Origin of the sequence: Streptomyces sp. RPT161, assembly GCF_027533845.1 — a bacterium.
Taxonomy (GTDB): domain Bacteria; phylum Actinomycetota; class Actinomycetes; order Streptomycetales; family Streptomycetaceae; genus Streptantibioticus_A; species Streptantibioticus_A silvisoli_A.
The window spans coordinates 47,870-73,714 of the sequence record NZ_JAPZVN010000027.1; the positions used below are offsets into that span (position 1 = coordinate 47,870).

Annotated in this window: 22 protein-coding genes and 1 pseudogene; 11 read left to right on the forward strand and 12 right to left on the reverse strand. The window is 69.8% G+C overall.

All coding sequences use genetic code 11. The annotated features are described in order from the left end of the window. Positions 1-28 precede the first annotated feature (28 nt). The 4 genes from kdpA to O5O46_RS31855 all read left to right on the forward strand — a co-directional run bounded on the left by kdpA (position 29) and on the right by O5O46_RS31855 (position 7,096). On the forward strand, positions 29-1,693 hold the full coding sequence (gene kdpA / locus O5O46_RS31840; protein WP_269859118.1) for a potassium-transporting ATPase subunit KdpA: 1,665 nt from the start codon (positions 29-31) through the stop codon (positions 1,691-1,693). After that, on the forward strand, positions 1,693-3,828 hold the full coding sequence (gene kdpB / locus O5O46_RS31845) for a potassium-transporting ATPase subunit KdpB (RefSeq protein ID WP_269859119.1): 2,136 nt from the start codon (positions 1,693-1,695) through the stop codon (positions 3,826-3,828). The genes kdpA and kdpB overlap by 1 nt, the downstream gene beginning before the upstream one ends. A gap of 17 nt (positions 3,829-3,845) precedes the next feature. Further along, positions 3,846-4,475, forward strand: a complete 630-nt coding sequence (gene kdpC, locus O5O46_RS31850) for a potassium-transporting ATPase subunit KdpC (protein ID WP_269859120.1) — start codon at positions 3,846-3,848, stop codon at positions 4,473-4,475. A 92-nt stretch (positions 4,476-4,567) separates the two neighbouring features. Continuing rightward, positions 4,568-7,096 (forward strand): sensor histidine kinase, encoded by a 2,529-nt coding sequence (locus tag O5O46_RS31855; RefSeq protein ID WP_269859121.1) that lies wholly within the window; start codon positions 4,568-4,570, stop codon positions 7,094-7,096. Positions 7,097-7,106: 10 nt separating this feature from the next. Here the strand turns inward: O5O46_RS31855 and O5O46_RS31860 are convergent, their stop codons facing one another. The 5 genes from O5O46_RS31860 to pstS all read right to left on the reverse strand — a co-directional run bounded on the left by O5O46_RS31860 (position 7,107) and on the right by pstS (position 12,143). Then, positions 7,107-7,904, reverse strand: a complete 798-nt coding sequence (locus O5O46_RS31860) for a GNAT family N-acetyltransferase (protein ID WP_269859122.1) — start codon at positions 7,902-7,904, stop codon at positions 7,107-7,109. Between the two features lie 307 nt (positions 7,905-8,211). Beyond that, positions 8,212-9,021, reverse strand: a complete 810-nt coding sequence (locus O5O46_RS31865) for a phosphate ABC transporter ATP-binding protein (protein ID WP_269859123.1) — start codon at positions 9,019-9,021, stop codon at positions 8,212-8,214. Next, positions 9,018-9,896, reverse strand: coding sequence for a phosphate ABC transporter permease PstA (gene pstA, locus O5O46_RS31870; RefSeq protein ID WP_269859124.1), 879 nt, complete (start codon positions 9,894-9,896; stop codon positions 9,018-9,020). The genes O5O46_RS31865 and pstA overlap by 4 nt, the downstream gene beginning before the upstream one ends. Then, complete coding sequence (gene pstC, locus O5O46_RS31875; RefSeq protein ID WP_269859125.1) at positions 9,896-10,891, reverse strand: phosphate ABC transporter permease subunit PstC; 996 nt, start codon at positions 10,889-10,891, stop codon at positions 9,896-9,898. Before pstC ends, pstA begins: the two co-directional genes overlap by 1 nt. 67 nt (positions 10,892-10,958) lie before the next feature. Beyond that, positions 10,959-12,143 (reverse strand): phosphate ABC transporter substrate-binding protein PstS, encoded by a 1,185-nt coding sequence (pstS, locus tag O5O46_RS31880; RefSeq protein ID WP_269859126.1) that lies wholly within the window; start codon positions 12,141-12,143, stop codon positions 10,959-10,961. Positions 12,144-12,505: 362 nt separating this feature from the next. On the opposite strand from pstS, the gene O5O46_RS31885 reads away from it, so the two are divergent. Both O5O46_RS31885 and O5O46_RS31890 read left to right on the forward strand, forming a co-directional pair. Then, on the forward strand, positions 12,506-13,573 hold the full coding sequence (locus tag O5O46_RS31885) for a Dyp-type peroxidase (RefSeq protein WP_269859127.1): 1,068 nt from the start codon (positions 12,506-12,508) through the stop codon (positions 13,571-13,573). After that, positions 13,554-14,357 (forward strand): family 1 encapsulin nanocompartment shell protein, encoded by an 804-nt coding sequence (locus tag O5O46_RS31890; RefSeq protein WP_269859128.1) that lies wholly within the window; start codon positions 13,554-13,556, stop codon positions 14,355-14,357. Before O5O46_RS31885 ends, O5O46_RS31890 begins: the two co-directional genes overlap by 20 nt. 7 nt (positions 14,358-14,364) lie before the next feature. On the opposite strand, the gene O5O46_RS31895 is transcribed toward O5O46_RS31890, so the two are convergent. Further along, a complete protein-coding gene (locus O5O46_RS31895) occupies positions 14,365-14,826 on the reverse strand; it encodes a hypothetical protein (RefSeq protein WP_269859129.1) in 462 nt (153 codons plus the stop codon). 436 nt (positions 14,827-15,262) lie between these two features. On the opposite strand from O5O46_RS31895, the gene O5O46_RS31900 reads away from it, so the two are divergent. From O5O46_RS31900 to O5O46_RS31915, 4 genes are all read left to right on the forward strand, one after another. After that, a complete protein-coding gene (locus O5O46_RS31900; protein WP_269859130.1) occupies positions 15,263-16,825 on the forward strand; it encodes a peptidoglycan-binding protein in 1,563 nt (520 codons plus the stop codon). Positions 16,826-17,033: 208 nt separating this feature from the next. Then, positions 17,034-17,717, forward strand: coding sequence for a GNAT family N-acetyltransferase (locus O5O46_RS31905; RefSeq protein WP_269859131.1), 684 nt, complete (start codon positions 17,034-17,036; stop codon positions 17,715-17,717). Between the two features lie 127 nt (positions 17,718-17,844). After that, the gene (locus tag O5O46_RS31910) at positions 17,845-18,444 is read left to right on the forward strand and encodes a YceI family protein (protein WP_269859132.1); all 600 of its coding nucleotides are present in this window, start codon (positions 17,845-17,847) and stop codon (positions 18,442-18,444) included. A 92-nt stretch (positions 18,445-18,536) separates the two neighbouring features. Beyond that, positions 18,537-19,691 (forward strand): low temperature requirement protein A, encoded by a 1,155-nt coding sequence (locus O5O46_RS31915; protein ID WP_269859133.1) that lies wholly within the window; start codon positions 18,537-18,539, stop codon positions 19,689-19,691. A 42-nt stretch (positions 19,692-19,733) separates the two neighbouring features. Here O5O46_RS31915 and O5O46_RS31920 read toward each other — a convergent pair whose 3' ends face one another. The 6 genes and pseudogenes from O5O46_RS31920 to O5O46_RS31945 all read right to left on the reverse strand — a co-directional run bounded on the left by O5O46_RS31920 (position 19,734) and on the right by O5O46_RS31945 (position 25,122). After that, positions 19,734-20,669 carry a hypothetical protein gene (locus O5O46_RS31920; protein WP_269859134.1) on the reverse strand — a complete coding sequence of 312 codons (936 nt, stop codon included), beginning with the start codon at positions 20,667-20,669 and terminating at the stop codon, positions 19,734-19,736. Positions 20,670-20,802: 133 nt separating this feature from the next. After that, entirely contained in the window at positions 20,803-20,946 is a 144-nt protein-coding gene (locus O5O46_RS31925) for a hypothetical protein (RefSeq protein WP_269859135.1), read from the reverse strand. Positions 20,947-21,266: 320 nt separating this feature from the next. Beyond that, positions 21,267-22,145 carry a YncE family protein gene (locus O5O46_RS31930; protein WP_269859139.1) on the reverse strand — a complete coding sequence of 293 codons (879 nt, stop codon included), beginning with the start codon at positions 22,143-22,145 and terminating at the stop codon, positions 21,267-21,269. Between the two features lie 198 nt (positions 22,146-22,343). After that, positions 22,344-23,750, reverse strand: a pseudogene (locus O5O46_RS31935) (alkaline phosphatase family protein); the annotation flags it as partial. Between the two features lie 195 nt (positions 23,751-23,945). Next, the gene (locus O5O46_RS31940; protein WP_269859136.1) at positions 23,946-24,413 is read right to left on the reverse strand and encodes a hypothetical protein; all 468 of its coding nucleotides are present in this window, start codon (positions 24,411-24,413) and stop codon (positions 23,946-23,948) included. 247 nt (positions 24,414-24,660) lie between these two features. Beyond that, complete coding sequence (locus tag O5O46_RS31945) at positions 24,661-25,122, reverse strand: MarR family winged helix-turn-helix transcriptional regulator (RefSeq protein WP_269859137.1); 462 nt, start codon at positions 25,120-25,122, stop codon at positions 24,661-24,663. A gap of 105 nt (positions 25,123-25,227) precedes the next feature. Here O5O46_RS31945 and O5O46_RS31950 point away from each other — a divergent pair, with 105 nt between their 5' ends. Further along, a complete protein-coding gene (locus tag O5O46_RS31950; RefSeq protein ID WP_269859138.1) occupies positions 25,228-25,641 on the forward strand; it encodes a DUF1398 family protein in 414 nt (137 codons plus the stop codon). The last annotated feature ends 204 nt before the right edge of the window (positions 25,642-25,845 follow it).

Genomic DNA, 25,845 nt, shown 5'->3' on the forward strand with positions numbered 1-25,845 from the left:
CCCGCCTCCTGAACCGGAGAGGTCCTCCATGAACGAAACTCTCGCGGGCTGGCTCCAGATCCTCGCCCTGGTGGGCGCGCTGGCCCTGTCCTTCCGGCCGCTGGGCGACTACATGGCCCATGTCCTCACCTCCCCCCGGCACTGGCGGGTGGAGCAGCTGGTGTACCGGATCGGCGGTGTGCGGGGGGACGCCGACCAGACGTGGCCCGCCTACCTACGCAGCGTGCTGACGTTCTCCGCGGTGTCGGTGCTGTTCCTGTACGCCTTCCAGCGACTGCAGAACCATCTGCTGCTCTCCGTCGGCATGAAACCGGTGGCGCCGTCCCTGGCGTTCAACACGGCGGCGTCGTTCGTCACCAACACCAACTGGCAGGCCTACTCGGGCGAGTCGACCATGGGCCACCTGGTGCAGATGGCGGGCCTGGCGGTGCAGAACTTCGTCTCCGCCGCCGTGGGCATCGCCGTGGTCGCCGCCCTGATCCGCGGCTTCACCCGGAAGAAGACCGACCGGGTCGGCAACTTCTGGGTGGACGTCACCCGGATCGTGCTGCGGGTGCTGCTGCCGATCGCCTTCGTGATGGCCATCGTGCTGGTCGCCGGCGGTGTGATCGAGAACTTCCACGGCATCCAGTCGATCACCACGATCGCGGGCGACCACCAGAGCATCACCGGCGGCCCGGTCGCCTCACAGGAGGCGATCAAGGAACTGGGCACCAACGGCGGCGGCTTCTACAACGCCAACTCCGCGCACCCGTTCGAGAACCCCAACCCGTTCACCAACTGGCTTGAGATCTACCTGCTGTTGGTGATCGGCTTCTCCATGCCGCGCACCTTCGGCACCATGGTCGGGGACCGTCGCCAGGGCTATGCCATCGTCGCCGTGATGGCTCTGATTTGGGCGGCGTCGGTGGCCATCGTGACCGCCAACGAACTGCACAGCGTGAGCAGTTCCGCCGGGCACGCGGCCGGCGGAATGATGGAGGGCAAGGAGCAGCGGTTCGGCATCTGGGCCTCCGCGCTGTTCGCCGTGTCCACCACGCTCACCTCCTGCGGCGCGGTCGACTCCTTCCACGACTCGTACACGCCGGGCGGCGGCGGGATGACCATCTTCAACATGATGCTGGGGGAGATCGCGCCCGGCGGCACCGGCTCCGGTCTGTACGGCATCCTGATCCTGGCGGTCGTCGCGGTGTTCGTGGCCGGACTGATGGTCGGCCGCACCCCCGAGTACCTGGGCAAGAAGCTCGGCGCCCGGGAGATGAAGTTCGCCTCGCTGTACATCCTGACCACGCCCGGCATCGTGCTGGTGGGGGCCGGTATCGCGATGGCGCTGCCGGGGGAGCGGGCCGCGATGCTCAACGCGGGCCCGCACGGCTTCTCGGAGGTGCTGTACGCGTTCACCTCGGCCGCCAACAACAACGGCTCGGCGTTCGCGGGCCTTTCGGCCAACACCGTCTGGTACGACACCGCGCTCGGCGTGGCGATGCTGTTCGGCCGCTTCCTGCCCATCGTGTTCGTGCTGGCGCTGGCCGGGTCGCTCGCCCGCCAGCAGGCGGTGCCGGTCACCGCGGGCACGCTGCCCACCCACCGGCCGCAGTTCGTCGGCCTGCTCGCGGGTGTGATCCTCATCGTCGTTGGCCTCACCTACTTCCCCGCCCTCGCGCTGGGACCTCTCGCGGAAGGGTTGCACTGATGCCCACGGCCACCGCTCAACCCCCCGTGTCGAAGGACCCGTTGGCGCCCAACGTGCACCGGGTCTCCGGTGGACTGCTCGACCCCAAGCAGTTGGTGACCTCCTTTCCCGGCGCGCTGCGCAAGCTCGATCCGCGGGTGATGGTGCGGAACCCGGTGATGTTCGTCGTGGAGGTCGGCGCCGTGCTGACCACCCTGTCGGCGATCAAGGACCCGGGTGTCTTCGCCTGGGTGATCACCGTGTGGCTGTGGCTCACCGTCGTCTTCGCCAACCTGTCGGAGGCGGTCGCCGAGGGGCGTGGCAAGGCGCAGGCGGAGACGCTGCGAAAGACGAAGACCGACACCATGGCCCGTCGGCTGCCCGCCGACTGGCGGCCGGGCGCCACCGACCTCACCGAAGAGGAGGTTCCGGCGACGGCGCTGCGGCTGGGCGACCATGTGGTGGTCGAGGCGGGCCAGGTCATCCCCGGTGACGGTGACGTTGTCGAGGGCGTCGCCAGCGTCGACGAGTCTGCGATCACCGGTGAGTCGGCGCCGGTCATCCGCGAGTCGGGCGGTGACCGCTCGGCGGTCACCGGCGGTACCAAGGTGCTGTCCGACCGGATCGTCGTGCGGATCACCTCCAAGCCGGGGGAGACCTTCATCGACCGGATGATCGCCCTGGTGGAGGGCGCGGCCCGGCAGAAGACCCCCAACGAGATCGCCCTGAACATCCTGTTGGCCTCGCTGACCATCGTCTTTCTGGTGGCCGTGGTGACGTTGCAGCCGTTCGCCATCTTCGCGGGCGCCGAACAGAGCATCGTGATCCTGGTGGCGCTGGTGGTCGCACTGATCCCGACCACCATCGGCGCGTTGCTGTCGGCGATCGGCATCGCGGGTATGGACCGGCTGGTGCAGCGAAACGTACTGGCCATGTCCGGCAGGGCCGTTGAGGCGGCGGGCGATGTGAACACCCTGTTGCTGGACAAGACCGGCACCATCACTCTGGGCAACCGCCAGGCCGCCGAGTTCCTGCCGGTCAGTGGGGTGCTGGTGGAGGAGCTCGCGGACGCCGCCCAGCTGTCGTCCATCGCCGACGAGACGCCCGAGGGCCGCTCGGTCGTCGTGCTGGCCAAGGAGCGGTACGCGCTGCGCGGGCGCGGCGAAGGGGAGTTGGCGCACGCCGAGTTCGTCCCCTTCACCGCCCAGACCCGGATGTCGGGCGTGGACCTGGACAGTTCCGAGGACAACCGATCCCTGCGCAAGGGCGCGGCGACCGCCGTGATGCGCTGGGTCAGGGAGCACGGCGGACATCCCACCGAGGAGGTCGGCCCGATCGTGGACGGCATCTCCGCGAGTGGCGGCACACCGCTGGTCGTCGGCGAGGTCGCCCGCCACGAGGACACGAGCACCGCCCGGATCCTCGGGGTCATCCACCTCAAGGACGTGGTCAAGCCGGGTATTCGGGAGCGCTTCGAGGAGTTGCGCCGGATGGGCATCAAGACCGTGATGATCACCGGTGACAACCCGCTGACCGCTCGGGCCATCGCCGAGGAGGCGGGGGTCGACGACTTCCTCGCGGAGGCGACTCCCGAGGACAAGATGGCGCTGATCAAGCGGGAGCAGGCGGGCGGCAAGCTGGTCGCGATGACCGGTGACGGCACCAACGACGCTCCGGCGCTGGCCCAGGCGGACGTCGGTGTGGCGATGAACACCGGTACCTCGGCCGCCAAGGAGGCCGGGAACATGGTGGACCTGGACTCCAACCCGACCAAGCTCATTGAGATCGTCGAGATCGGCAAGCAACTCCTCATCACCCGCGGCGCGTTGACGACCTTCTCCATCGCCAATGACGTGGCGAAGTACTTCGCCATCATCCCGGCGATGTTCGCCAGCGTCTATCCGGGCCTGCGTCGGCTGAACATCATGGCCCTGCACAGCCCGACCTCTGCGATCTCCTCGGCGATCATCTTCAACGCCCTGATCATCGTCGCGCTGATCCCCCTCGCCCTGCGCGGGGTGCGCTACCGGCCCTCGTCGGCGGCCTCGCTGCTCACCCGCAACATCGTGCTGTACGGCTTCGGAGGACTGGTGCTGCCGTTCATCGGCATCAAACTGATCGACCTGCTCGTCCAGTTCGTCCCCGGACTGCACTGACCAAGGAAGGCGTCCTCATGGCTGGCTCTCTCACCCGCCTGCTCCGCCACCACCTGGCGGCGCTGCGGATGCTGCTGGTGTTCACGGTCATCACGGGCATCGTCTATCCACTGGTGGTGACCGGAATCGCCCAGGCCGTCTTCCCGCACCAGGCCAACGGGTCCTTGCTAAAGGACGGAGGGCGGCCGGTCGCCTCCTCGCTCATCGGCCAGAACTTCAACCTGCCGCCCAGCAAGGGGCAGACCACCGGCGCCCCGGACTCCAGGTGGTTCCAACCCCGGCCCTCCGCGGCCGGACCGACCGGCTACGACCCGACGAACTCCGGAGCCTCCAACCTCGGCCCCAACAACGCGGGTCTGGTCAAGGCGGTCAAGGACCGCCGGGCCGCCGTAGCCGCGTTCGACGGCGTGCCGCCGAGCAGCGTCCCCGCCGACGCGGTCACCGCCTCGGGCTCCGGTCTCGACCCGGACATCTCACCCACATACGCCTACGAGCAGGTCAACCGGGTGGCGAAGGCCCGCGGCCTGGACCCGGCGGCGGTACGGAAGTTGGTCGCCGAGCACGTCCAGGGCCGCAACCTCGGATTCCTGGGTCAAGAACGCGTCAATGTCGTCGTGCTCAACCACGATCTGGCCGCGTTGAAGTGACGATGAAACGGAACCCAACTGCACACAGCACGCCGCCCAGGTGAGCTCCCCCTCGCCCGGGCGGCGTGCCGTCCGGTCAAGGAGGGCTCCGGGTGACGCGGAGCATCGGCACGGCCGCCACGCCTGGCGGCCGACCCGGCAGGCTGAAGGTCTTCCTCGGCGCCGCGCCCGGGGTCGGCAAGACCTACCGGATGCTGGACGAAGGGCGCCGCCGGGCCCGCCGCGGCACCGATGTGGTGGTGGCCTACGCCGAGTGCCACAACCGTCCGCACACCGAGGAGATGCTGGTCGGCCTGGAGCTGCTGCCCAGGACCCGGCGCCAGTACCGGGGGCGGGAGTTCGAGGAGATGGACCTGGACGCGGTCCTCGCACGCCGCCCCGAAGTGGCGCTCGTTGACGAGCTACCGCACACCAACATCCCCGGCGGACGGCACGCCAAGCGCTGGCAGGACGTCGAGGAACTGCTCGCCGCCGGAATCGACGTGCTCACCACGGTCAACATCCAGCACCTCGAGTCGCTCAACGACGTGGTGGAGAAGATCACCGGGGTGCCGCAGCGGGAGACCCTGCCCGACGAGATAGTCCGCCGCGCCGAGCAGATCGAACTGGTCGACATGCCCGCCGAGGCGGTGCGCCGCCGGATGGCGCACGGCAACATCTACGGCCCGGACAAGGTCGACGCGGCGCTGTCGCACTACTTCCGGGTGGGAAACCTCACCGCGCTGCGGGAGTTGGCGCTGCTGTGGGTCGCGGGCCGGGTGGACGAGACGTTGCAGCGGTACCGCAGCGAGCACGCCATCGGCGGGGTGTGGGAGACCCGTGAGCGCGTCGTGGTGGCGCTGACCGGCGGGCCGGAGGGCGAGACGCTGATCCGCCGCGCGGTGCGCATCGCCAGCCGGGCCTCCGGTGGAGATCTGCTCGCCGTCCATGTGGTGCGCAGCGACGGGCTCTCCGGCGCGTCTCCGGCCGCCCTCGCCAGGCAGCGCAAGCTGGTGGAGAGCCTGGGCGGCAGCTTCCACTCCGTAGTCGGCGACCATGTGCCCACCGCGCTGCTGGAGTTCGCCCGCGCGGAGAACGCCACCCAGTTGGTGCTCGGCACGAGCCGCCGCAACCGGCTGGAGCACCTGCTGAACGGGCGCGGCATCGGCGAGACCACCGTCGAGCTGTCCGGTGACATCGACGTGCACATGGTGACCCATGAACGGATGGGCCGTGGACGCCGGTTGGCGGTCTCCGGCGTCCGGGCGCCGCTGGTGCGGCGGATCGCCGGGGCGGTCGCCGCGGTGCTGCTGCCGGTACTGCTGACCGTGGCACTGCGTGGCGTCGGCAGCGGGCTGAACCTCACCAGCCAGGCGCTGCTGCTCCTGCTGACCGTGGTGGGGGTCGCGGCGATCGGCGGTGTCGGCTCGGCACTGCTGGCCGCGGTCACCGCCTCCCTGCTGCTGAACTACTACTTCATCCCGCCCGTCGGCGAGTTCACCATCACCGAGCCCAACAACGTCCTGGCCCTGGCCGCGTTCGCCATAGTGGCGGTAACGGTAGCCGCCATCGTGGACCGCTCGCAGCGGCTGGCCCGGCGGGCGGCGAACGCCACCGCCGAGGCGGAGACCCTGTCGTCCATGGCGGGCAACATCCTCGGCGGTGACCAGGCGGTGGAGGTGCTGCTGGACCGGACGCGGGAGACGTTCGGCATGGACTCCGCGGAGTTGCTGCCGCGCACCGCACCGGACGACGAAGCCCCGGACGACACGGCGGTACTGAGGGTTCCGGTGGGCGAGAACAGCCTTCTGGTGCTCAGGGGGCGCAGGTTGCCCGCCTCCCAGCACCGGGTGGTGACCGCCTTCGCCGCCCACCTGGCCGCCGCGCTGGACCGGGCCCGGCTGGCCGAGACCGCCGCCGAGGTCGAGCCGGTCAAGGCCGCCGACCGTACCCGTACCGCGCTGCTCGCCGCGGTCAGCCATGATCTGCGCACCCCGCTGGCCAGCGGCCTGGCCGCGGTCACCTCGCTGCGCGGCGCGGACGTGGAGTTCTCCGCCGAGGACCGGGACGAGCTGCTGGCAACCGCCGAGGAGTCGCTCGTCAAGCTCAACCGGCTGGTGGACAACCTGTTGGACATGAGCCGTCTACAGGCCGGTGCGCTGCCTGTGCACCTCCAGCCCACCGGGTTCGAGGACGTCATGCCGCTGGCCCTGGACTCGCTGCCGCCGACCTGCGTGCCCGTACAGACCCAGGGGCTCGACCGGACCGGTGAAGTGATCGCCGATCCACCGCTGTTGGAGCGGGTCATCGCCAACCTGGTGCTCAACGCGGTACGCCACTCGCCCGGGGGCCGACCGGTGCTCGTCAGCGCCAGCACCCTCGCCCACCACGTCGAACTGCGGGTCACCGACCACGGCCCGGGACTGCCGGAGCAGGACCGGGATCGGGTCTTCGAGCCGTTCCAGCGGCTCGGCGACCACGACAACAACGCCGGCCTCGGTCTGGGACTGGCCCTGTCCCGTGGCCTGGCGGAGGCGATGGGCGGCACCCTCACCGCCGAGGACACTCCGGGCGGCGGACTGACCATGGTGCTCTCGCTGCCCGCCGCACCCACCAGCCGCGAGGGCGCGGATCCGGCGTGAGGTGATGAGGTCAGGCCGCCGTGCGCGGTCTGCCGTCTCCGGCGGGCGCCCCGACAGCGGAGTCGACGAAGTAGTGCACCAGCTCGCGCCGCAGTCGGAACCCCGCCCGCCAAGCCAGACTGCGACTGGCCGGGTTGTCCCGGGCCACCGTCCAACTCGCCGCCAGCCCCGCGGAGTCGATGTCCGAGCAGAGCCCGGCCACACACGCCAGCGCCAGGCCACGGCGGCGGTGCGCGGGAGCCGTCGCGACCCCCACGTCGGCATGGCGGCTGCCCAGGAAATACGTACCGGCGACGCTGACCAGCCGCCCTTCGGCGATCGCGCCCCACAGGAGACCGCGGCCCGCGAGCTGCCGGGGACCGCGCCAGGGCTCGGCGAGCCAGGCGAGGTCCGGTTCGACCGCCAGCAGGAACCCGTCGGCCGCCGTCAGCCGTCGTACGGTGACCCCGGCCGGTGCGGCGACCCGGGGCGCCGGTTCCTCGCGTAGGTACACCATCCGCTCCCAGGGGGTGAGCCGACGGAAGGCCGCACCGAGCAGCGGCAGGAACCGCTGGGGCGCGTCGATGTACGCACCGGCCAGCGGGGCCAGCCCGGTCGGCGTGCAGACCCTCGGATCGCCGCGCAGCAGACAGTGGTCGGCGCACCGTACCGCCAACGCCCGTGCGTCATAGGGGCGGTCGGCCCACCAGCCGCCGTTACCGGTCGCCAGTACGTGCCAGGCAAGCGCCGAGGGACCCGGCTGCTCCGCACCGAACCACTCGCTCGCGGCCACGGCCCGCGTCGCCCTGCCGTGCGAGAGCGCGAACACCTGCGTACCCCACCTTTCGGCCACACCGTCGCGGCCATCCAACCGTTGTCGGTGTGTGGGCGCGGCGGCCCTGACGGACGGCTGACGCGTCCTGACCGGATCTTGACGCACCTCATGCGCGAACGCGGCGCGGGAGGTGTCACAGCCAGGAGTCGAAGCGGCGGGTGCAGCGGGTCCTGACCAGTTGGTGGGGACGCAGTGCGAGAGCAGCGTCGTGATCAGCCACGGGAAGTAGCAGATCGGCGGCGGCAGTTGGCCCCTCCGGTGGCGAACGGGAAAAGTCCCTGATCCCGCGCATGTCGCGGGATCAGCCGATCTTCCCGCTGATGTAGTCCTCGGTGGTCTGCCGCCGAGGGGAGCTGAAAATCCTTTCGGTGGGCCCCACTTCGACCAGCCGACCCGGATCACCCACCGCCGACATGGTCAGGAAGGCGGTGGTGTCCGCGACCCGGGCCGCCTGCTGCATGTTGTGGGTGACGATGACGACCGTGTACGTCTCCTTGATCTCCCTGATCAGATCCTCGATGGTCAGCGTGGAGATCGGGTCCAGGTGCGCACAGGGCTCGTCCATCAGCAGGACCTCCGGTTCCACCGCCAACGCCCGTGCGATGCACAGTCGTTGCTGCTGGCCACCGGACAGGCTCGCGCCGGGCGCCTTGAGCCGGTCCTTGACCTCGTGCCACAACCCGGCCTTCGTCAGCGCGCGTTCGGCGATCTCGTCGTGCGGGGCGCCACGGCCGAGCCGTCGGCCCAGTTGCAGCCCGGCCAGCACGTTGTCGCGAACGGACATCGTGGGGAACGGCGTCGGGCGCTGGAAGACCATGCCGACCCGATGCCGGATCTCGACCGGGTTGCTGTCCTTGGCGTAGATGTCGGCGTCATCCAGCAGCACCTGGCCGGTCACACTCGCGCCGGGCACGGTCAGATGCAGTCCGTTCATACAGCGCAGCAGCGTGGACTTGCCGCAGCCGGACGGCCCGATCAGCGCGGTGACCTGACGCGGTTCGATGGCCAGGTCCACGTCTGCCACCGCGGGGCGGCCGTGGTAGCGGGCGGTCAGGTTGACCACGTCGATCCGGGCCGCGGCCGCGTCGGGGGTCGGGGGTACGTGGCTCATCGGGCACTCCTGACGATGCCGCGGCGGCCGACCAACCGGGCGCCGACGCTGAGCACCAGCACGATGACGATCAGGGTGAGCGTCCCAGCCCAGGCCCGGGCCTGCGCGGTGGCGAACCCCGTGATGGCGTTGCTGAAGATCTGCAACGACAGGGTGGACATCCGACGGGCCGGATTCGCCTCCAGGAAAAGGTCGTTGCCCAGCGCGGTCAGCAGCAGCGGCGCTGTCTCGCCCATCGCACGGGCCACCGCGAGCATGACCCCGGTGGTGATCCCGGAGCGGGCGGTCGGCAGCACGATCGCCATGATGGTGCGGGCCCGGCTCACCCCGAGCGCCAGACTGGCCTCGCGCAGCTCGACCGGCACCAGCCGCAGCACCTCCGCGGTGGCCCGGATGATCAGCGGCAGCATGATCAGGCCGAGCGCCACCGCCCCCGCCAACCCGGAGAACCCGAAGTGCGCGACCCACAGCGCGTAGACGAACGCCCCGGTGACGATGGACGGCAGACCGATCAGCACGTCGGTGAGGAAGCCGCACGCCCTGGCCAGCCGGCCTCGGTACTCCACCATGTGAACGGCGGCGGCGATGCCGATCGGCACCGACAGCGCGGTGGCGATGCCGACGATCACCACCGAGCCGACGATGCCGTTGGCGAACCCGCCGCCCGCCTGCGAGGGATCCCCCGGCGGTGTCTGGGTCAGGAACATCGGCCCGAGGTACTTCAGCCCCTGACGGGCCACATAGGCCAGGATCCACAGCAGCAGCGCCACCACACCGACGGTGACCAGCCCCAGCACCACCGTCATCACCGCGTTGACGGCCATCCGACGCGGCAGCCCACGGTGGGCGGCGGACGCGGACGTGGATGCGGCCATCACGCGATGTCCTCTCCGGTACGCCGGACGATCAGCTTGCCGACGGTGTTCACGACCAGCGCGATGACCAGCAGCCAGGCGCCCACCACCATCAGCGACTGAAGGTGGAACGGCTCGGTGGATTCGGTGAACTCGTTGGCGATCACCGAGGACATGGTCGACCCGGGACCGAGGATGCTCGTGGTGATCGACAGCACGTTGTTGCCGATCACCATGGTGACCGCGATGGTCTCGCCGACCGCCCGGCCCAGGCCGAGCACGGCGGCGCCGGTGATGCCCGAGCGGGACCGCGGCAGTACCGCCATCCGCACCATCTCCCAGCGCGTCGCGCCCAACGCGAGTGCCGACTCCTTGTCCGCGGTGGGGACGGTGGCGAAGACCTCGCGGCAGATCGCCGTGATGATCGGCAGGATCATGATCGCCAGCACCAGACCGGCCACCAGATAGGAGACGCCGAAGAAAGGACCGGCGAACAGCGGCCCGATCACCGGCGCCGTGCCCAGGGTCCGGGACAGCCAGACCCCGGCTGGGCGCACCGCGGGGATCAGCGCGAAGATGCCCCAGAACCCGTACACCACCGAGGGGATCGCGGCCAGCAGGTCCACCAGGCCGGACAGTGGCCTGCGCAGCCAGCCCGGCGCGATCTCGGTGAGGTACAGCGAGACGGCCACCGCGACCGGTACCGCGAGCACCATCGCGATCAGCGAGGTCACCGCGGTGCCGTAGACGAACTGCGCGATGCCGTACGGGTTCGGATGCCTCCCGGTGGCGGTGGCCTCGGACGGCGCCCAACGGTCGGAGCCCAGGTAGCTGAGGATCCCGTACTGGTGCAGCGCGGGCCACGCCTGCTGCACCAGGAACACCGCTGTCGCCACCAGGACCACGATCACCATTGCGGCGGCGGACCTGACGGCATACCGGAAGACGGTGTCGGTGCCGCCCCGTCGGGCGCGCACCCGCCGCCACGGGGTGGGGGAGCCGGGCAGGGGGTTCATCTGTCGTCCCGGGGTCGGGCGGCGCCGGGGGCGGGAAGGCCTGGGCTCTCCCGCCGCCCGGCGGTGGCTAGGTGACGGCGGGCTTGCCGTTGACGGTGACCCGCTTGAGCAGGTCCACGGCCGGTTTCCGCAGGTCCTGGCCCAGGGGGGCGTAGTTCAGGTTCGCGTTGAGGTCCTGCCCCTTGGACAGCACCCAGGCGAAGAAGTTGACCAGGGCCGCGGCCTTCGCCGGGTCCGTCTGGCTCCGGTACAGCAGCGCGTAGCTGGTGCCGGTGATCGGGTAGGCGTTCGGATCGGTGCCGTCGATCACCGCGCGGTGCAGGACGGCGGGGTAGGTCGCGCCGTTCGCCGCCTTGGTGACGGTGGCGACGCACGGCTGGACGAACCGGCCCGCCGTGTTGCGCACCTGTCCGTATGTGCTGTTCTGCGCCAGTACGTAGTGCAGTTCCAGGAAGCCCAGCGCGCCTTCGGTCTGGTTGACCTGCCCGGAGACGCCCTCGTTGCCCTTGCCGCCGATACCGACCGGCCAGGCCACCGTCTTGCCCGTGCTGCGGCTCGGGCCGCCGAGGGCGTGCACCCAGGTCGGGGACTGCTCGGAGAGGAAGTCGGTCCAGATGTTCGTGGTGCCGGAGCCGTCGGAGCGGTGCACCACCGCGATCGGCTCGTTCGGCAGCTTCTTCCCGGGGTTCAGTGCGGTCAGCGCCGGGTCGTTCCACGCCTTGATCTTCCCGGCGTAGATCTTCCCGAGCACGTCGCCGGTGAACTTCAGCCCGGATTTCACACCCGAAAGGTGGTATGTGGGTACCACCGCGCCCAGCAGCAGCGGAAGCTGCAGCACCGGACCCTTGGCCTTGGCCTGCTCGGCCGGAGTCATCCCGGTGTCGCTGTCACCGAAGTCCACCGTGCGGGCCTGGATCTGCGCCACACCGCCACCGGAACCGATCGACTGGTAGGCCACCTGCACACCGGTGGCCTGGCTGTAGGTCTTGGTCCAGTACGACATCAACGGCGCCACGAACGTCGACCCGGCCCCGGACAGCGTCCTCGCGCCGCCCGGCAGCTCGCCGAACGGTGCCGGGAAGTGCGGCGCGTGGTAGCCGGACCCGCAGACCTGGGCGCCGAAGTCCGCCCCGGCCGTGGAGCTGGCGCCACCGCTGGGGCCGCCGGCGACGTTGTTGGTGCTCCCGCAGCCGGTGGCGACCAGTGCCACCGCGACCACCGGAACGAGCCCGGCAAGGGCCTTGCGCGCCATGGCACCCATTCTAGGAATGACCTGCGTACTTGGCGTCCGACGCGCCCTCGGGCCCGCGGACCCGCCGCCGGGCTCGACCGCGCGGCGCCCGCGGCGCGGTCGACCCACTCGGCGGCACCGCCGCCGCGGACGCGGTGCCTGCCTCCCCGGGACGGCGTGCCGATGCGCCGCCAATTCGGCTACGGCCAGGCCAAGTCGGGTCCAGGGGGACCGCTTGGGCAACGAGTCGTGGTCCATCGGGTGGCGGACGGGCCGCCGCACCTCCGTGAAGGTTCACCCCTCCCCGGTACGGGGTGCGGGGAGTACGGACGCGGAGGAAAATGGATGCGGCGGGGGCGACCGACACACGGAGGTGTGTGGCGATGGCCTGTCCCGCCCGGGCGGCGATCCCGCAGCCGGTGCTCGGTCCGCTGACGAACGCGGCGATCTTCCTGGTGGTCACCATCGACCCGGGCGGCGAGCCCGTCGCACGGGAGTTGCTACCGGACCTGCCGGGACTGAAGCGGGCCGTCGGCTTCCGGTCCGCCCAGGCTGACGCGTTGAGCTGTGTGGTGGGCATCGGCTCCGACGCCTGGGACCGGCTGTTCGGCGGGCCCCGCCCGGCCGAGCTGCATCCGCTCCGGGAACTGGTGGGCGCCGAGCACCGAGCCGTCTCCACACCGGGTGACCTGCTGTTCCACATCCGGGCCGGTCGGCTGGACCTGTGCTTCGAACTGGCCAGCGAGATCATGGACCGGCTGCGTGGCGCGGTGACGGTACGGGACGAGGTGCACGGGTTCCGGTACTTCGACCAACGCGACCTGCTCGGCTTCGTGGACGGCACGGAGAACCCGGTCGGCCCCAAAGCCGAGGAAGCGGTGCTGATCGGTGACGAGGACGCCGAGTTCACCGGCGGAAGCTACGTGGTCGTCCAGAAGTACCTGCACGACCTGCGGGCGTGGGACGCGTTGCCGGTCGAGGCCCAGGAGCGGGCGATCGGCCGTACCAAGCTCTCCGACATCGAAATGGACGACGCCGTCAAACCGCCCGACTCGCACGTCGCGCTCAACACGATCACCGACCCCGACGGCACCGAGCGACAGATCCTCCGCGACAACATGCCCTTCGGCAGCGTCGGGCGCGGCGAGTTCGGCACCTACTTCATCGGCTACTCCCGTACCCCCGCCGTCATCGAGCAGATGCTGGAGAACATGTTCCTGGGAACCGAGTCGGCCGCCCACGACCGGATCCTCGACTTCTCCACGGCCGTGACCGGAACGCTGTTCTTCGTACCCAGCGCGGACTTCCTGGACGACCTGCCCGAGCCCACCGGAACGGCTGGTGCCGCCGTCGCCGCGCCACCCGAGGAAAGCACCGCGTGGCCGGACGACGGCTCGCTGGGAATCGGCAACCTGAACAGGAGCGCCCCCGATGAAGAACCTGCATCGTGAACTGGCGCCCATCTCCGGCGCCGCATGGGCCGACATGGAGGAAGAGGCGCGGCGCACCTTCAAGCGCCATGTCGCGGGCCGCCGCATCGTGGACCTGCCCGAGCCGGCAGGTGTCGAACTGGCGGCGGTCGGCACCGGCCATCTGACCGCCATCGATCCTCCGGCCGACGGCGTGCTCGCCCACACCCGCCGATCGCAGCAGGTCGTGCAACTGCGGGTGCCCTTCACCGTCGACCGCCAGCAGGTCGACGATGTGGAGCGCGGCGCCAAGGACGCTGACTGGCAGCCGGTCAAGGACGCCGCCCGGAAGATGGCGTTCGCCGAGGACCGGGCGGTCTTCGAGGGCTATCCGGCCGCGGGCGTCGACGGCGTACGGCGGGCTACGTCCAACCCCGCACTGACCCTGCCGACCGAGGTGCGCGACTACCCGACCGCCATCAGCCAGGCGGTGAGCACCCTGCGGTTGGCGGGCGTTGGCGGCGCGTACACGCTGGCGCTCAGTGCCGACGCGTACACCGCCGTCAACGAGACGTCAGATCACGGCTATCCGATACACAAGCACATAGACCGGGTCCTGGACGGCGAGATCATCTGGGCCCCCGCCATCGACGGAGCGTTCCTGCTGTCCACCCGTGGCGGTGACTTCGAACTGCGCATCGGCCAGGACGTGTCGATCGGCTATCTCTCGCACGACGACACCAGCATCCGCCTCTACTTCCAGGAGACCTTCACCTTCCTGATGTACACGGCGGAGGCCGCCGTGGCGCTGGTGGCGCCGCAGTGACGGCGCCTCACGCCTGCGTACGTGCCGTGGCGAAGTGGTGGCGGGTGACGCGGGCGATCTGGTGCCAGAAGGGCACCGCCGTCAGGTAGGCGCCGAGCACGGACATGACGCCCAGTGACACATCCACGCTCACCCGCCCCTGCTTGGCCCAGTACACGTCCTGCAGGTCCAGCAGCAGCGCGAACTCATCGGCGATCAGCGCACACCCCGCGCCGTAGGCGGCGGCCACCGCGGGATGCCCGACGGCCTTCTCGTCCCCGCGGACCGCGACCATGCCGACGCCGGTGAGGGCGGCGATGCCGAGGTTGTAGTGGTGCAGGTGCTCACCGCCCGCGGAGAGGTTTCCCCACGGCAGCCAGCCGCCACGGATGCCGTGCGTGATCAGCCGCACCGTACCGAAGGTGGCTCCGAAGGAGGCCCAGGTGATCACCAGGGGCCTCTTGGTGGGGGAGAGGTTGGAGTCCGCCACCGCTCGCCACCGATCGATCAGCCGCGGTCGGGCGGAGCCGTTCCGTTGTTCTGCGCGATGGTTCATAGGTACAGCCGATCAGCTGCGGTTGAGAAGGCCCGGCCAGACACGCCGTGCGGGTCGAGCTGGTGGAAGCGGTGGCCGCCGAGACGCGCGCCCCGGGCCTCGTCGAGGTCCAGTGGCAGACCCCCCGCCTGGAACGAGGGCGCGGTCCGCTTCTACGACCGCCTCGGCGCAAACGCGAAGGAGAAGCTCCGCTACATCCTTCGGGCGCTGGCTGACGACTGGTCAAGTGGTCTCGGCGGAAACGCCGGGAGAGGTTCGAACGTTCATTTCGCCGACGCCTGTTGGTGGGTTTGACCGCCCTCGACGCCATCCGTCCCCCTCATAGGATCGCCGTGTTCCAACCCCTGGCGATCTTCAAGAGGAGATGACCGTGACACGGCCCAGAGGCCAACAGCGCAAGCGCCGCTACCTGTTCATGGCGACGGCGGCCGTGCTGGCCGGAACGGCGGTCGCCGTCCTCGCCGAGAGCGGTGCCCAGGGCGCCAACGACGCCCACGCACACGTCACTTCGCCCACTACCGGGAACTGGCTGAGTATGAGCGGCGGCCACCTGGTGTACGGACACGACGCAGAGGGCAACCGCATCCCCGACTACTCGTACGCCGGGTACGACGGCGGTGGCACACCGCTGCCGAAGGTGCCCACCCGGGTGACCGTCCCCGCGCCGGGCACCGGTGACCAGACCGCGACCATCCAGGCCGCCATCGACAGGGCCTCGGCGCTTCCGCTGGGCGCCGACGGGTTCCGCGGCGCCGTCCAACTCGCCCCAGGCGCCTACCACATCGCCGGTCAGCTGCACATCGACGCCAGCGGTGTGGTCCTGCGGGGCGCCGGTGCCGACTCCTCTGGCACGTCCCTGGTGGCCGACCAGCCGACCGTCCGCACCCTGGTGACCATCGGCACCAAGTCCCGCTACACCACCGTCGGCGCCGCCCAGCAGGTCACCGACGACTACGTGCCCGTCGGCGGCACCACTGTCACCCTCGCCAGCACCCAGGGCCTATCGGTCGGCGACGAGGTGGTGGTCGAACGGCCCGCCACGCAGGCGTGGATCGACGCGCTCGGTATGACCGACGTGTGGAAGCCGAACTGGAGCCTGAAGTCGGAGCGGAAGATCACCGCCATCAACGGTGACAAATTGACCGTCGACATCCCGCTGACGACGGCGCTGGAGAAGAAGTACACCCAGGCCACCGTCTACCGCTACACCTTCCCGCGCATCGATCACGTCGGCGTGGAGAACCTCAGCGAGGACGGCGAGGCCATGTCCGGGGCGCCTGACTATGCCAAGTCCTTCTACAACGCGGCTCCTTGGGAGTTCAACGCGGTGCAGGACTCCTGGGTGAACAACGTCGTCTGGCACCACTTCGGCGGCAGCGGCCAGACCTTCCTCGGCCCGCAGAGCCGCCGGATCTCGGTGCTGCACACCCGGGCCCTGGACATGATCACCACGGACAGCTCGGCCCGTTCCGAGGCGTACCTGCTCCAGGGGCAGGAGAACCTGGTCCAGGACTGCGCGGTGACCGCGGCCAAGATCCACGCCTTCTCCACCTACGGCCGTCAGGCCGGGCCGAACGTGTTCGCCAACTGCCGGGCCACACTGGTTCAGACGACCTACGACGCCGGTGGCCACGAGCGCTGGGGCAGCGGCACGCTCTACGACAACGTGACCTTGGACGGCTCGCTGCTGCTGGTCAACAACGGCAACCGGGGCAGCGGCCACGGCTGGTCCGACGCCAACAGCACCGCGTACAACTGCACCACCCAGCAGTATGTGGTCCAGGACCCGCCCACCGCCCACAACTGGGCTGTCGGCTGCACCGGGACCCTGCAGAAGGGCAGTGACGGGCAGGTCGAGTCGCCCGGCAGGCACACCATGCCCACCAGCCTGTACGCACAGCAGCTGCTGGACCGGGGCGCGGCGCGGCGCTGACACCCTCCACCACCATGAGGCCGCGGGGACCACCGTTCCCGCGGCCGGCGTGTTATCCGGGGCCGGTGTCCAGTCGATCTTCAACCTGCCAGCCATCCGGCGTCCATCGACCGACAACCTCGCAGCCATCAGATGGCGCGACCGTACGCCTGTCGGCACCGAGTCATTCCTCGCCGAACCCAGTACCGCCGCACCGCTGAAGGACCCAGTGCCCGCACCCGTATTCCTCCATGGCCGCACCGTGCGCCTGGAGCCGCTCGCCGAGCACCACGTCGAGGGCCTGGCGGTGGCCGCCAGTGACGATCGCGGCGACCATGCCTTCATACCGGTCCCCAGTGGGGTGGAGGCGGCTGAACGGTACGTCGCCGAGGCGCTGGCGGCCCAGGCGGCAGGCCGGGCGCTGCCCTTCGCCACGGTGCGGGCGGCGGACGGCCTGGTGGTGGGGGCGACACGGTTCTGCGAGCTGGACTACTGGCAGGGGCCGGTGATCTGGCCGCCGGCCCCGCGCGGCCCGCTGGGCGATCCGCTCACCGCGACCCCCGACGCCGCCGAGATCGGCGGCACCTGGCTGTCCGCCCGCGCCCAGGGCACCGGGATCAACACCGAGGCCAAGCTGCTGATGCTGCGGCACGCCTTCGAGATCTGGGGTGTGCGGCGCGTCTCGATCCGCGCGGACGCGCGCAACACGCGCTCCCGTGCGGCGATCGAACGCCTCGGAGCGGTCCTCGACGGGGTTCACCGGGCACATACCCGGGGCCTGGACGGCATGGTGCGGGGTACGGCGTTCTATTCGATCCTGGATGACGAGTGGCCGCAGGTGCGGACCCGACTGGAACAGCGGGTCGCGGCGAGTCCCGCGGCGGACGGCGGACGCCCGCTGGTTTCGGCGTAGCGACGGGTATCCGCCGGATTCGGCCGAACGGAGGATTCTCGGCCTGGCCTGTTGAACATTAAACCAAACTGCCCTACGCTGAGCCTTGAAAGTTCAAGTTTCAATTAATTCTTCCCGGGGAGTCGTCATGGGCATCTTCAACCGCAGGTCAGAGACCACCAGCACCGCCGCGTCCGCCACCGAGGACCTGTCGCACCTCACCGGCGCCTACACCATCGACACGACGCACAGCGAGATCGGCTTCGCCGTCCGGCACGCCATGGTCACCACCGTGCGCGGCCAGTTCTCCGAGTACGAGGGCAAGCTCCACCTGGACGGCAGCGACCCGACCCGTTCCACCGCCGAGGTGGTGATCAAGGTCGCCAGCATCGACACCAACCAGGAGCAGCGCGACGGCCACCTGCGCACCGGTGACTTCTTCGACGCCGAGACCTACCCCGAGATCACCTTCCGCAGCACCTCCGCGCAGCAGATTGACGCCGAGACCTACCGGCTCACCGGCGACCTCACCATCAAGGGCACCAGCAAGCCGGTCTCGATCGACTTCACCTTCAACGGCAGCGCCAAGGACCTGTACGGCAACGAGCGCGTCGGCTTCGAGGGCAGTGCCACCATCAACCGCACTGACTGGGGCCTGAGCTACAACGCCGCCCTGGAGACCGGCGGTGTCCTCATCGGCGAGAAGGTCAAGCTCACCTTCGACATCTCCGCCGTCAAGTCCGCCTGAACCACGGCCGGTTGACGCCGCCCGGAGGCGGGCGGCGCGGCCCCGCAAACCCAAGATCCGGCAACGCGGTGGCCGTCTGGAACAATCCCCTGGTGAGCACAGCGAACAACGCGCCCGCGGCGGCGCAGAGCGTGCGGCCGTTGGAGTTGTTCTTCGACCTGGTCTTCGTCTTCGCGATCACCCAGATCGCCTCGGTCCTCACCGCCCTGCCGACCGGGGAGGGGCTGGCCCGGGTCATCGTCCTGCTGGCCATCACCTGGTGGATGTACGGCGGCTACGCCTGGCTCACCAACGCCCTTGACCTGGAGCGGACCGGAGCCCGGCTGCTCCTGCTGGTCGGTACCGCGGCGTTCTTCGTGATGTCGCTGGCCGTGCCGAGGTCCTTCGAGACCGGCCTGTGGGGTGTGGTGCTCGGCGCGGCGTATCTGGTTGTCGTGCTGGTGCACACGGTCGGATTCATCGGGACCTCCGGGCACCGGGGCATCACCCGGATCGGGCCGCTCAATCTGGCCAGCGCGCTGATCGTGCTGGCCGCCGGTGCGGGCCCGGACCGCTGGCGGCTGCCGGGGCTGGCCCTGGCGTGCGCGCTCCAGGTTCTGACGCCGTTCATCGGCGGCGTCGGCGGATTCACGGTCGGGGTCGGGCACTTCGTGGAACGGCACGGTCTCGCGGTGATCATCTTGCTCGGGGAGTCGATCGTCGAGGTCGGATCGGCCGCCACGGGCCAGCGAGACCTGGTGACGGTGGTGGCGGGCGCGCTACTGGCGCTCGCCCTCAGCGCCGCGATGTGGTGGCTGTACTTCGACCGCGAGGAACGGGACAGCGAGCAACTGCTGCACCGCGTCCCGGCGCAGCGGCGCTCGCGGGTGGCGCTGTACTCGTTCGGCTATGCGTATCTCGTCATGATCTTCGGCATCGCCGTCACGGCGGTCGGCATGCAGAAGGCGATCAACTCGTTCGACACACCGCTGCGCGGGCTGCCGTTGGGGATGCTGCCGCTCGGAGCCGCGCTCTTTCTCGCGGGGTTGGCGTACTTCCACCGCGTGTTGGCCGGGACGTGGCCGGTGTCGCGCCTGGTGGGCGCCGTGGCCGTCGGTGTCGGTGTCCCCGCCGCGCGCTGGGTCGGCGGTTGGCTGGCGCTGACGGTGGCCACGGCGGTCCTGGTGGGCCTGGTGGTGGCCGAGCGGCGGCCGGTCCCCGCGGACCGACGCCCGAACGGCGGGTCCCGGGTGCCGATGTCCGGATAGCCGTGAACGCCGCCGCTCGGAGCCGGTGCGGGCCCGCGTGGCTCAGGCCACGGATACCTGCCAGTCACTGTTGGGTGTGACGACGTCGCTGTTGATTCCACTGCACAGGTAAGTACCGGGATCCATCGTGGGGTTGGGGAAGATGGACGAGTTCCCAGGATCGGCCGAGGCCCAACCGGCCGACGTCCGCAACTGGATCGAGCTGCTCTCGACCGCCTTGCCGGACAGGTCGTCGCACACGTGGACGTTGCCGGTGGCGGGGTTGACGGAGGAGTAGTACTCGAACATGTCCCAGCCGAAGGCGACCCCGCTCTGGTCGGTTCCGCCGCTGCTGAAGAAGGTCTGCCAGGCCCCGGTGGCGTAGTTGTAGAGGTAGGCGGTCCAGGTGTTGCTGGCGGGGTCGGTCAGCGCGATCTTGACGGTGTAGGCGCTGTGCCCGTTCACCGTGGTGCCGTAGGTGCCGAGGAAGTTGCTGTCGACGGTCTCGGTGGCGCCCACGTCCTGGCCGGAGGTGGTGCACCAGTCCCAGGCCCAGATCTGGGCGTCGGTGCTGGTGTGGACGGTGACGACCTCGATGCAGGCGCCGTCGCGCGGCTTGACGGTGGGCGCGTACAGCACGTCGTCGCTGTTGCTGAGCCGTAGCGAGCTGTCCACGCTCTGCGTGGCCGATATCCCGGTCAGCGCACTGCTGTTGGGGGACACCTCGGTGCCCCACCACTCGTGGTTGGTGTCGACGGGGTGGCGGGCGGCGGATCTGGCGTGCAACTGGCGGAACCTGTCGACGGCGGCCCGGTTGCGGGCGTTGACGCTGCGGGGGCCGGTGACCCGGCCCTTGACGGTGCCGTGCACCGGTGCGTCTTGGCTGGGGGGCACGGTCGAGGGGCGGGCCGCGGCGCTCGGCCCGAAGGCGACGGCGGTCACCAGCAGCGCGGCCACGACGGTCCCCGCGGCACGGCGTACCGCCGATAATGAAGCCATGGGCATGACAATCCTCTGTGGGGGGAGAGGCTCTGCGTGGTGCATGGTGCGATTGGCCGAGACCATAGCGCCGACCGTCCGAGGCCACCAGAGCGCGGAAGCGCGCAGCGGTGCGGCCCCGCGAACGTCCGGTTTACGTCGTCCAGTTGGCGAGGCGACGCAGGACGGCGGTCGTCAGGGCCGGGCTGACCGGCGCCCAGGCCAGGGCGCTACGGGCGAAGGTCGGTCCCCGGCTGGCACGGCGGTTGACACCGTCGCCGTGACGGCGGACGCCCATGGACTCGCGACAACCGGAGCAGTAGACGCACTCAGTGGTCCCGCCTCATCCCTGTGGTCTCGCGGTGGACAGCCAGCACCGTGACCGGCGGACGACCAGCGCGGCAAGGCGATCCGGCGCTCCCGGGAACTCCCGGGACGCACCGGCCGCCGGCCTGCCGGGACGGCCGCCCCGTGGAACGGCGGGACGGACCGTGAAGCACCACCGCGCCCCGGCTCCACGTTGGGAGCCGGGGCGCGCGAGGCCGTAGACACTGGGATCGTCCACGCACCAATGCGTAGCAGTTGGGCGCGCGGAAGAGCCCCCGCCGGGGTGTGGTCCTAGGCGATCACCACTCCACTGGGCTCGGTCGACAGGCCGAGCGGAGTGCTGGCGACGACCTCCAGCGTCTTCGCGTCGATCACGTCGACCGTGCTGGCGGCATTGGTGGACACCCACACGGCGCTGTCCGTCGCGGTGATCCCGGTCGGCACATGGTGCACCCGCACCGTACGCAGCACCGTGTGGCGGGCGGCGTCCAGCACCGTGACGGTGTCGTCTCCGGCACCGGTCACGTAGACGCGGGCACCGTCCGGGCTGACCGCCAGCTGCCAGGGGGTTTTGCCGACCCGGACCCGGGCGACGACCCGGTGGCTGCGGGTGTCGATCACCGACACGGTCCGCTGCCAGGTGTTGGCCACGTAGATGTGCTTGCCGTCCGGATGTACCGCCACGCCGTTGGCCCGCGCCTGGCCGGTGAGGTGGGTGCGCGGTGCGCCGTGGCCGGTGTCCACGACGGCCAGCCCGTCGGCGCAGGTGACGTAGAGGTGCCTGCCGTCCCGGCTGGCCGCGACGCCGTGCGGGGCGAGACCGGCCTGCCAAGTCGCCCGTACCGTGTCGGAGTTGGTGTCGATCACCGAGATCGTCCGGGATCCGCCGGGGCCGGTGTCCGGACCGGTGTTGGCCACGTAGACGCTGGTGCCGTCCGGCGACACCGCGACGCCGTGCGGGTAGAGGCCGACGGTGACGCTGGAGGCGAACGTGCCCTTCCTGGTGTCCAGTACGGAGACGGCGCTCCCGCCGGACTCGGTGACGTAGAGCTTGCTGCCGTCCGGCGTCCGGGCGATGCCGTACGGGTTCGGCCCGCACGGGATGCTGGCGACCAGCTTGTGGTTCGAGGTGTCGATGGCCGCGATGGAGTAGCTGACGATGCCCGCCACATAGGCGTGGACACCGCTGGTCGGGCCGGTCTTGGGGACCGAGTCCTGGATACCGGGGAAGTCGGTGCCGGCGGTGCCGTGCGGGAAGTCGGCGCTGTGTGTGGTGGAGTTCTCGACGACCCGGCTGGTGGCGTACTGGCGGGTACCGCTGAGTGCGCTCGGTGTGGTGTCCGATGTCGCGACCGGCTTGAGTCCGGGACCCTCGTCCTGGTGTGGGGGAGTCTGGTCCTTGCCCGGTACCGGTGGTGCGGGCAGCGTTGCGACCTCGTGCTCGGCGACCCACAACTGGTGCTTCGTCGCGGGAAGTTGGGGGAACGGCCGGATGTGCTTGAAGCCGAACGCCGAGGTCAGGTCGCCGAAGGTGCGCCGCCGCCACTCGCTGATGTTGGTCTCCCGTACTCCCGTGAGCCGCTCCAGGAAGCGCAGCACCGAGGTGTGGTCGAAGGGCTCGCTACACACGAAGCCGCCCAGCGTCCACGGCGAGACGATGATGCACGGCACCCGGATCCCGGCGCCGATCGGCAGGCCGTCCACGAACTCGTCGGGGGTGCCAGAGGGCGGAGTCGGCGGGATGACGTGGTCGAACAGTCCGTCGTTCTCGTCGTAGTTGATGATGAAGACCGTCTTGCGCCACACCTCGGGATTGGCGGCGACCGCGTCGAGCTGCCGGGCCAGGAAGTCCGCGCCGGACGCCGGAAGGTAGTCCGGGTGCTCGCACTGCGGCGAGGTGGGGATGATCCAGGAGACGGTGGGCAGCCGGTCGTTGAGCGCGTCCTGGGCGAACTGGTCGGCGGGGCCGATGGTCAGGCCGTGCTCGTAGAGCGGGTCACCGGGAGCGGAGTCCTGGAAGGCCTTGAAGAACTCCAGCGGGTTGCAGCCGTAGTCGTCCTCCTCCTGGTACACGTGCCAGGAGATCCCCGCCTTGGTGAGCCGCTCCGGGTAGGTCGTCCAACGGAACGGCTTCGGTATCACGTTGCTGATCACCGGGCCGCCGAAGGCGCCGCTCGGATCGATGGTGCCGGACCAGTGGTAGAGCCGGTTCGGCCAGGTCGGGCCCAGTACCGAGCAGTGGTAGGCGTCGCAGATGGTGAAGGACTCGGCGAGTGCGAAGTGGAACGGGATGTCGGCGCGCTCGTAGTAGCCCATGGTGTACGGGCCGTGCGCCTCACCGTCGGCCTTGCGGTGCGCGGGGACCCAGTTGTCCATCGCGCCGCCGTTCCACGCCTCGTGCTGTACCGACCACGCGTGGCTGGTCGACGGGATCGCCTGGGCGCTGCTGGTTCTGGTGTCGAGGTGGAACGGCAGCAGGTAGCCGTCCGGATTGGCCGGGTCTGGCTGGTAGAAGATCGACCGGCCGTTGGGCAGCTTCGCGGCGTCGGGGTCGTCGAAGCCCCGTACCCCGCGCATGGTGCCGAAGTAGTGGTCGAACGAGCGGTTCTCCTGCATGAGGATCACGACGTGTTCGATGTCGTCCAACGAACCGGGGCGCTGGGCCGTTTCGGCCATGGCACGCCGCAGGTTCGGCGGCAGGAACGATGCCGCGGCGGCGGCTCCGCCGACACCGAGTGCTGACTTGAGTACGTGCCGACGCGAGAACTCGTTCATGACCACCTCGATGTCAAGATCGGGACCGCGTCACAGCACACAGCAACTCGCCCAGCGGCACAAGACATTGAGATGGCCAGAGATTGAAATCGCGGGGGGCCAGGGCGAAATGGGCCATGGTCCAGCCCCCGTCCGTCACCGCCTGGGAAGCGGCCGACGTACGGGGGCCGGGCGTCAAACGGAACGGTTCGGCGGTCAGAACACGAACGGGCCCGGGTCCTGCGCCGAGGTGGCGTTACAGGTCACGGTGATGCCGAAGACCGTCACCGTGAGCGAGGTGGCCTGGAGGCCGTCACTGGTGGGGACGGTTCCGGTGAGCGGGCCGGTGGACACCGGGCTTCCCGCGGGGATGTCCGGGTTGGAGTTTCCGGTCAGCGTCACGGTTTGGGAGTTGCTGTCGGTCAGGACCAGGGACGAGCTGACCGAGTTGGCGGAAACCTCGATGGGAGCGGTGATCGCCGAGGTGGAGAGCGTGATGGTGGCCGTGCTGCTGTCCTGGGAGGCGGTGAGCGTGGCGGTACCCGAGCCGAAGGAGCCGCAGTCGAACGACACCGTGGCGGTGTCGGGCGAGACCGCGCCCGCGAACGGCGCGGTCACCAGGCTGGCCGCGACGATCACACCGGAGCCGAGCACCGCACCGATCCCAAGCCTTCTATGCCGCATGAGCTTTCCCTTCCGGATGCGCAACTGTGGGGGGAACCGGCGTTGCCGACCGCTCTCATGGCGGAGGCAGGGCATTGATCAGCGATTAACCGGCGTTCGCGCGAGACAGCGGTTCGAACCCACGCCGACCGCTTCAGTTCTGACGAGTAGTCAGCCAACCGGTACCACGGCCCATTGATGCACGGCCGACGTTAGACAACAAGGCTCACCGCCAAGGTTTTTTGGCGTGTTCAGGTCACGTTCGCGGTCAAGGCGCCTCATGTGAAGGACTCGAAGATCTCTCCTGCTGTTGGCGGACGCGGTGCGTGAGACGGCGCAGCAGGTCCCTGGCGGCGGCGATCTCGCCCGGAGGGAAGTCGGCGGCCAGCGCGCGGTTGGACTCGGTGGCGCGGGTCGTGATCTCTCGCAGAACGTGACGTCCCTCGGGTGTGAGTTCCAGCAGGGGCGAGTTCCGGTGGTCGGGATTGGGCTGGAAGGTGGCGAGGTTCTCGCCGACGAGGTCGTTGGCCACGCGCTGCACCCCCTGGCGGGCGACGCCCAGGCGGCGGGCCGCCTGGGCCACGGTTCGCGGCCCGTCGGAGAGGACGCTGAGCAACTGCCACCGGGCCTGCGTCTGCCCCATGGTCGCGGCGATCGCCTCACCCGACCTGCGCAGCGCCCCCGCCGCCTCGAAGACGTCCGCGACCAGCAGGGCCATCTCGTCACTCATTGCGCAACCCCTAGTTTGACAACATGTTGTCCTATTGGAAATATGTTGCCAGGATAGCCGACCCGCCATGCCGGGGCGCCACCTCCTCACCCATCCGGAGACACCTTGAGTACCGCGACTACGAAACTGCGTGCCGCCATGGAACGTGCGGCCGCCATCCGTCCCAAGGTCGGCGGGTTCCCTTATCTGGCCGAGACGCTGCGCCAGGCCGGAGTCACCCGCTGCCGCATGGCCGTGCCGTCGAACGCGATGCTGTACCTCACCGATGCCGGACCCGTCGTCGACCAGGGCGAGCCGCTGGTCACGGGCATGGTCGACGTCATGGCGTTCGATCGCGAGGCCCTCGTCACGGCACTGCGCGCCGACCAGGCGGGCGAGACCACGTTCCACGAGTTCGTCCAGGGTTGCTGGAAGGCCGGTGTGGTCTGGTACGACGTCGACCTGGTCGCGCGCACCTGCACCTACTACGGCGCCGACGGCGACAGTTACACCGAGATCTACGTCGCGGTGGATATCTGACGGGCTCCACCGCCGACGCCCCGCTACGGCGCTGGACATCGGTTCAGCGGCCGAGAGTCCTGGGCCGAAGGGCAGTTGCAAGGAGGAAACGCCGCGCGGGGCGGCGGCACTTGGAGTGCTGTCGCCCCGCGTGGGGTGGGAGTCTCGCCTGGAGTGCGTGCTCAGTAGGCGGAGTTGACGTTGTCGATCGAGCCGTAGCGGTGT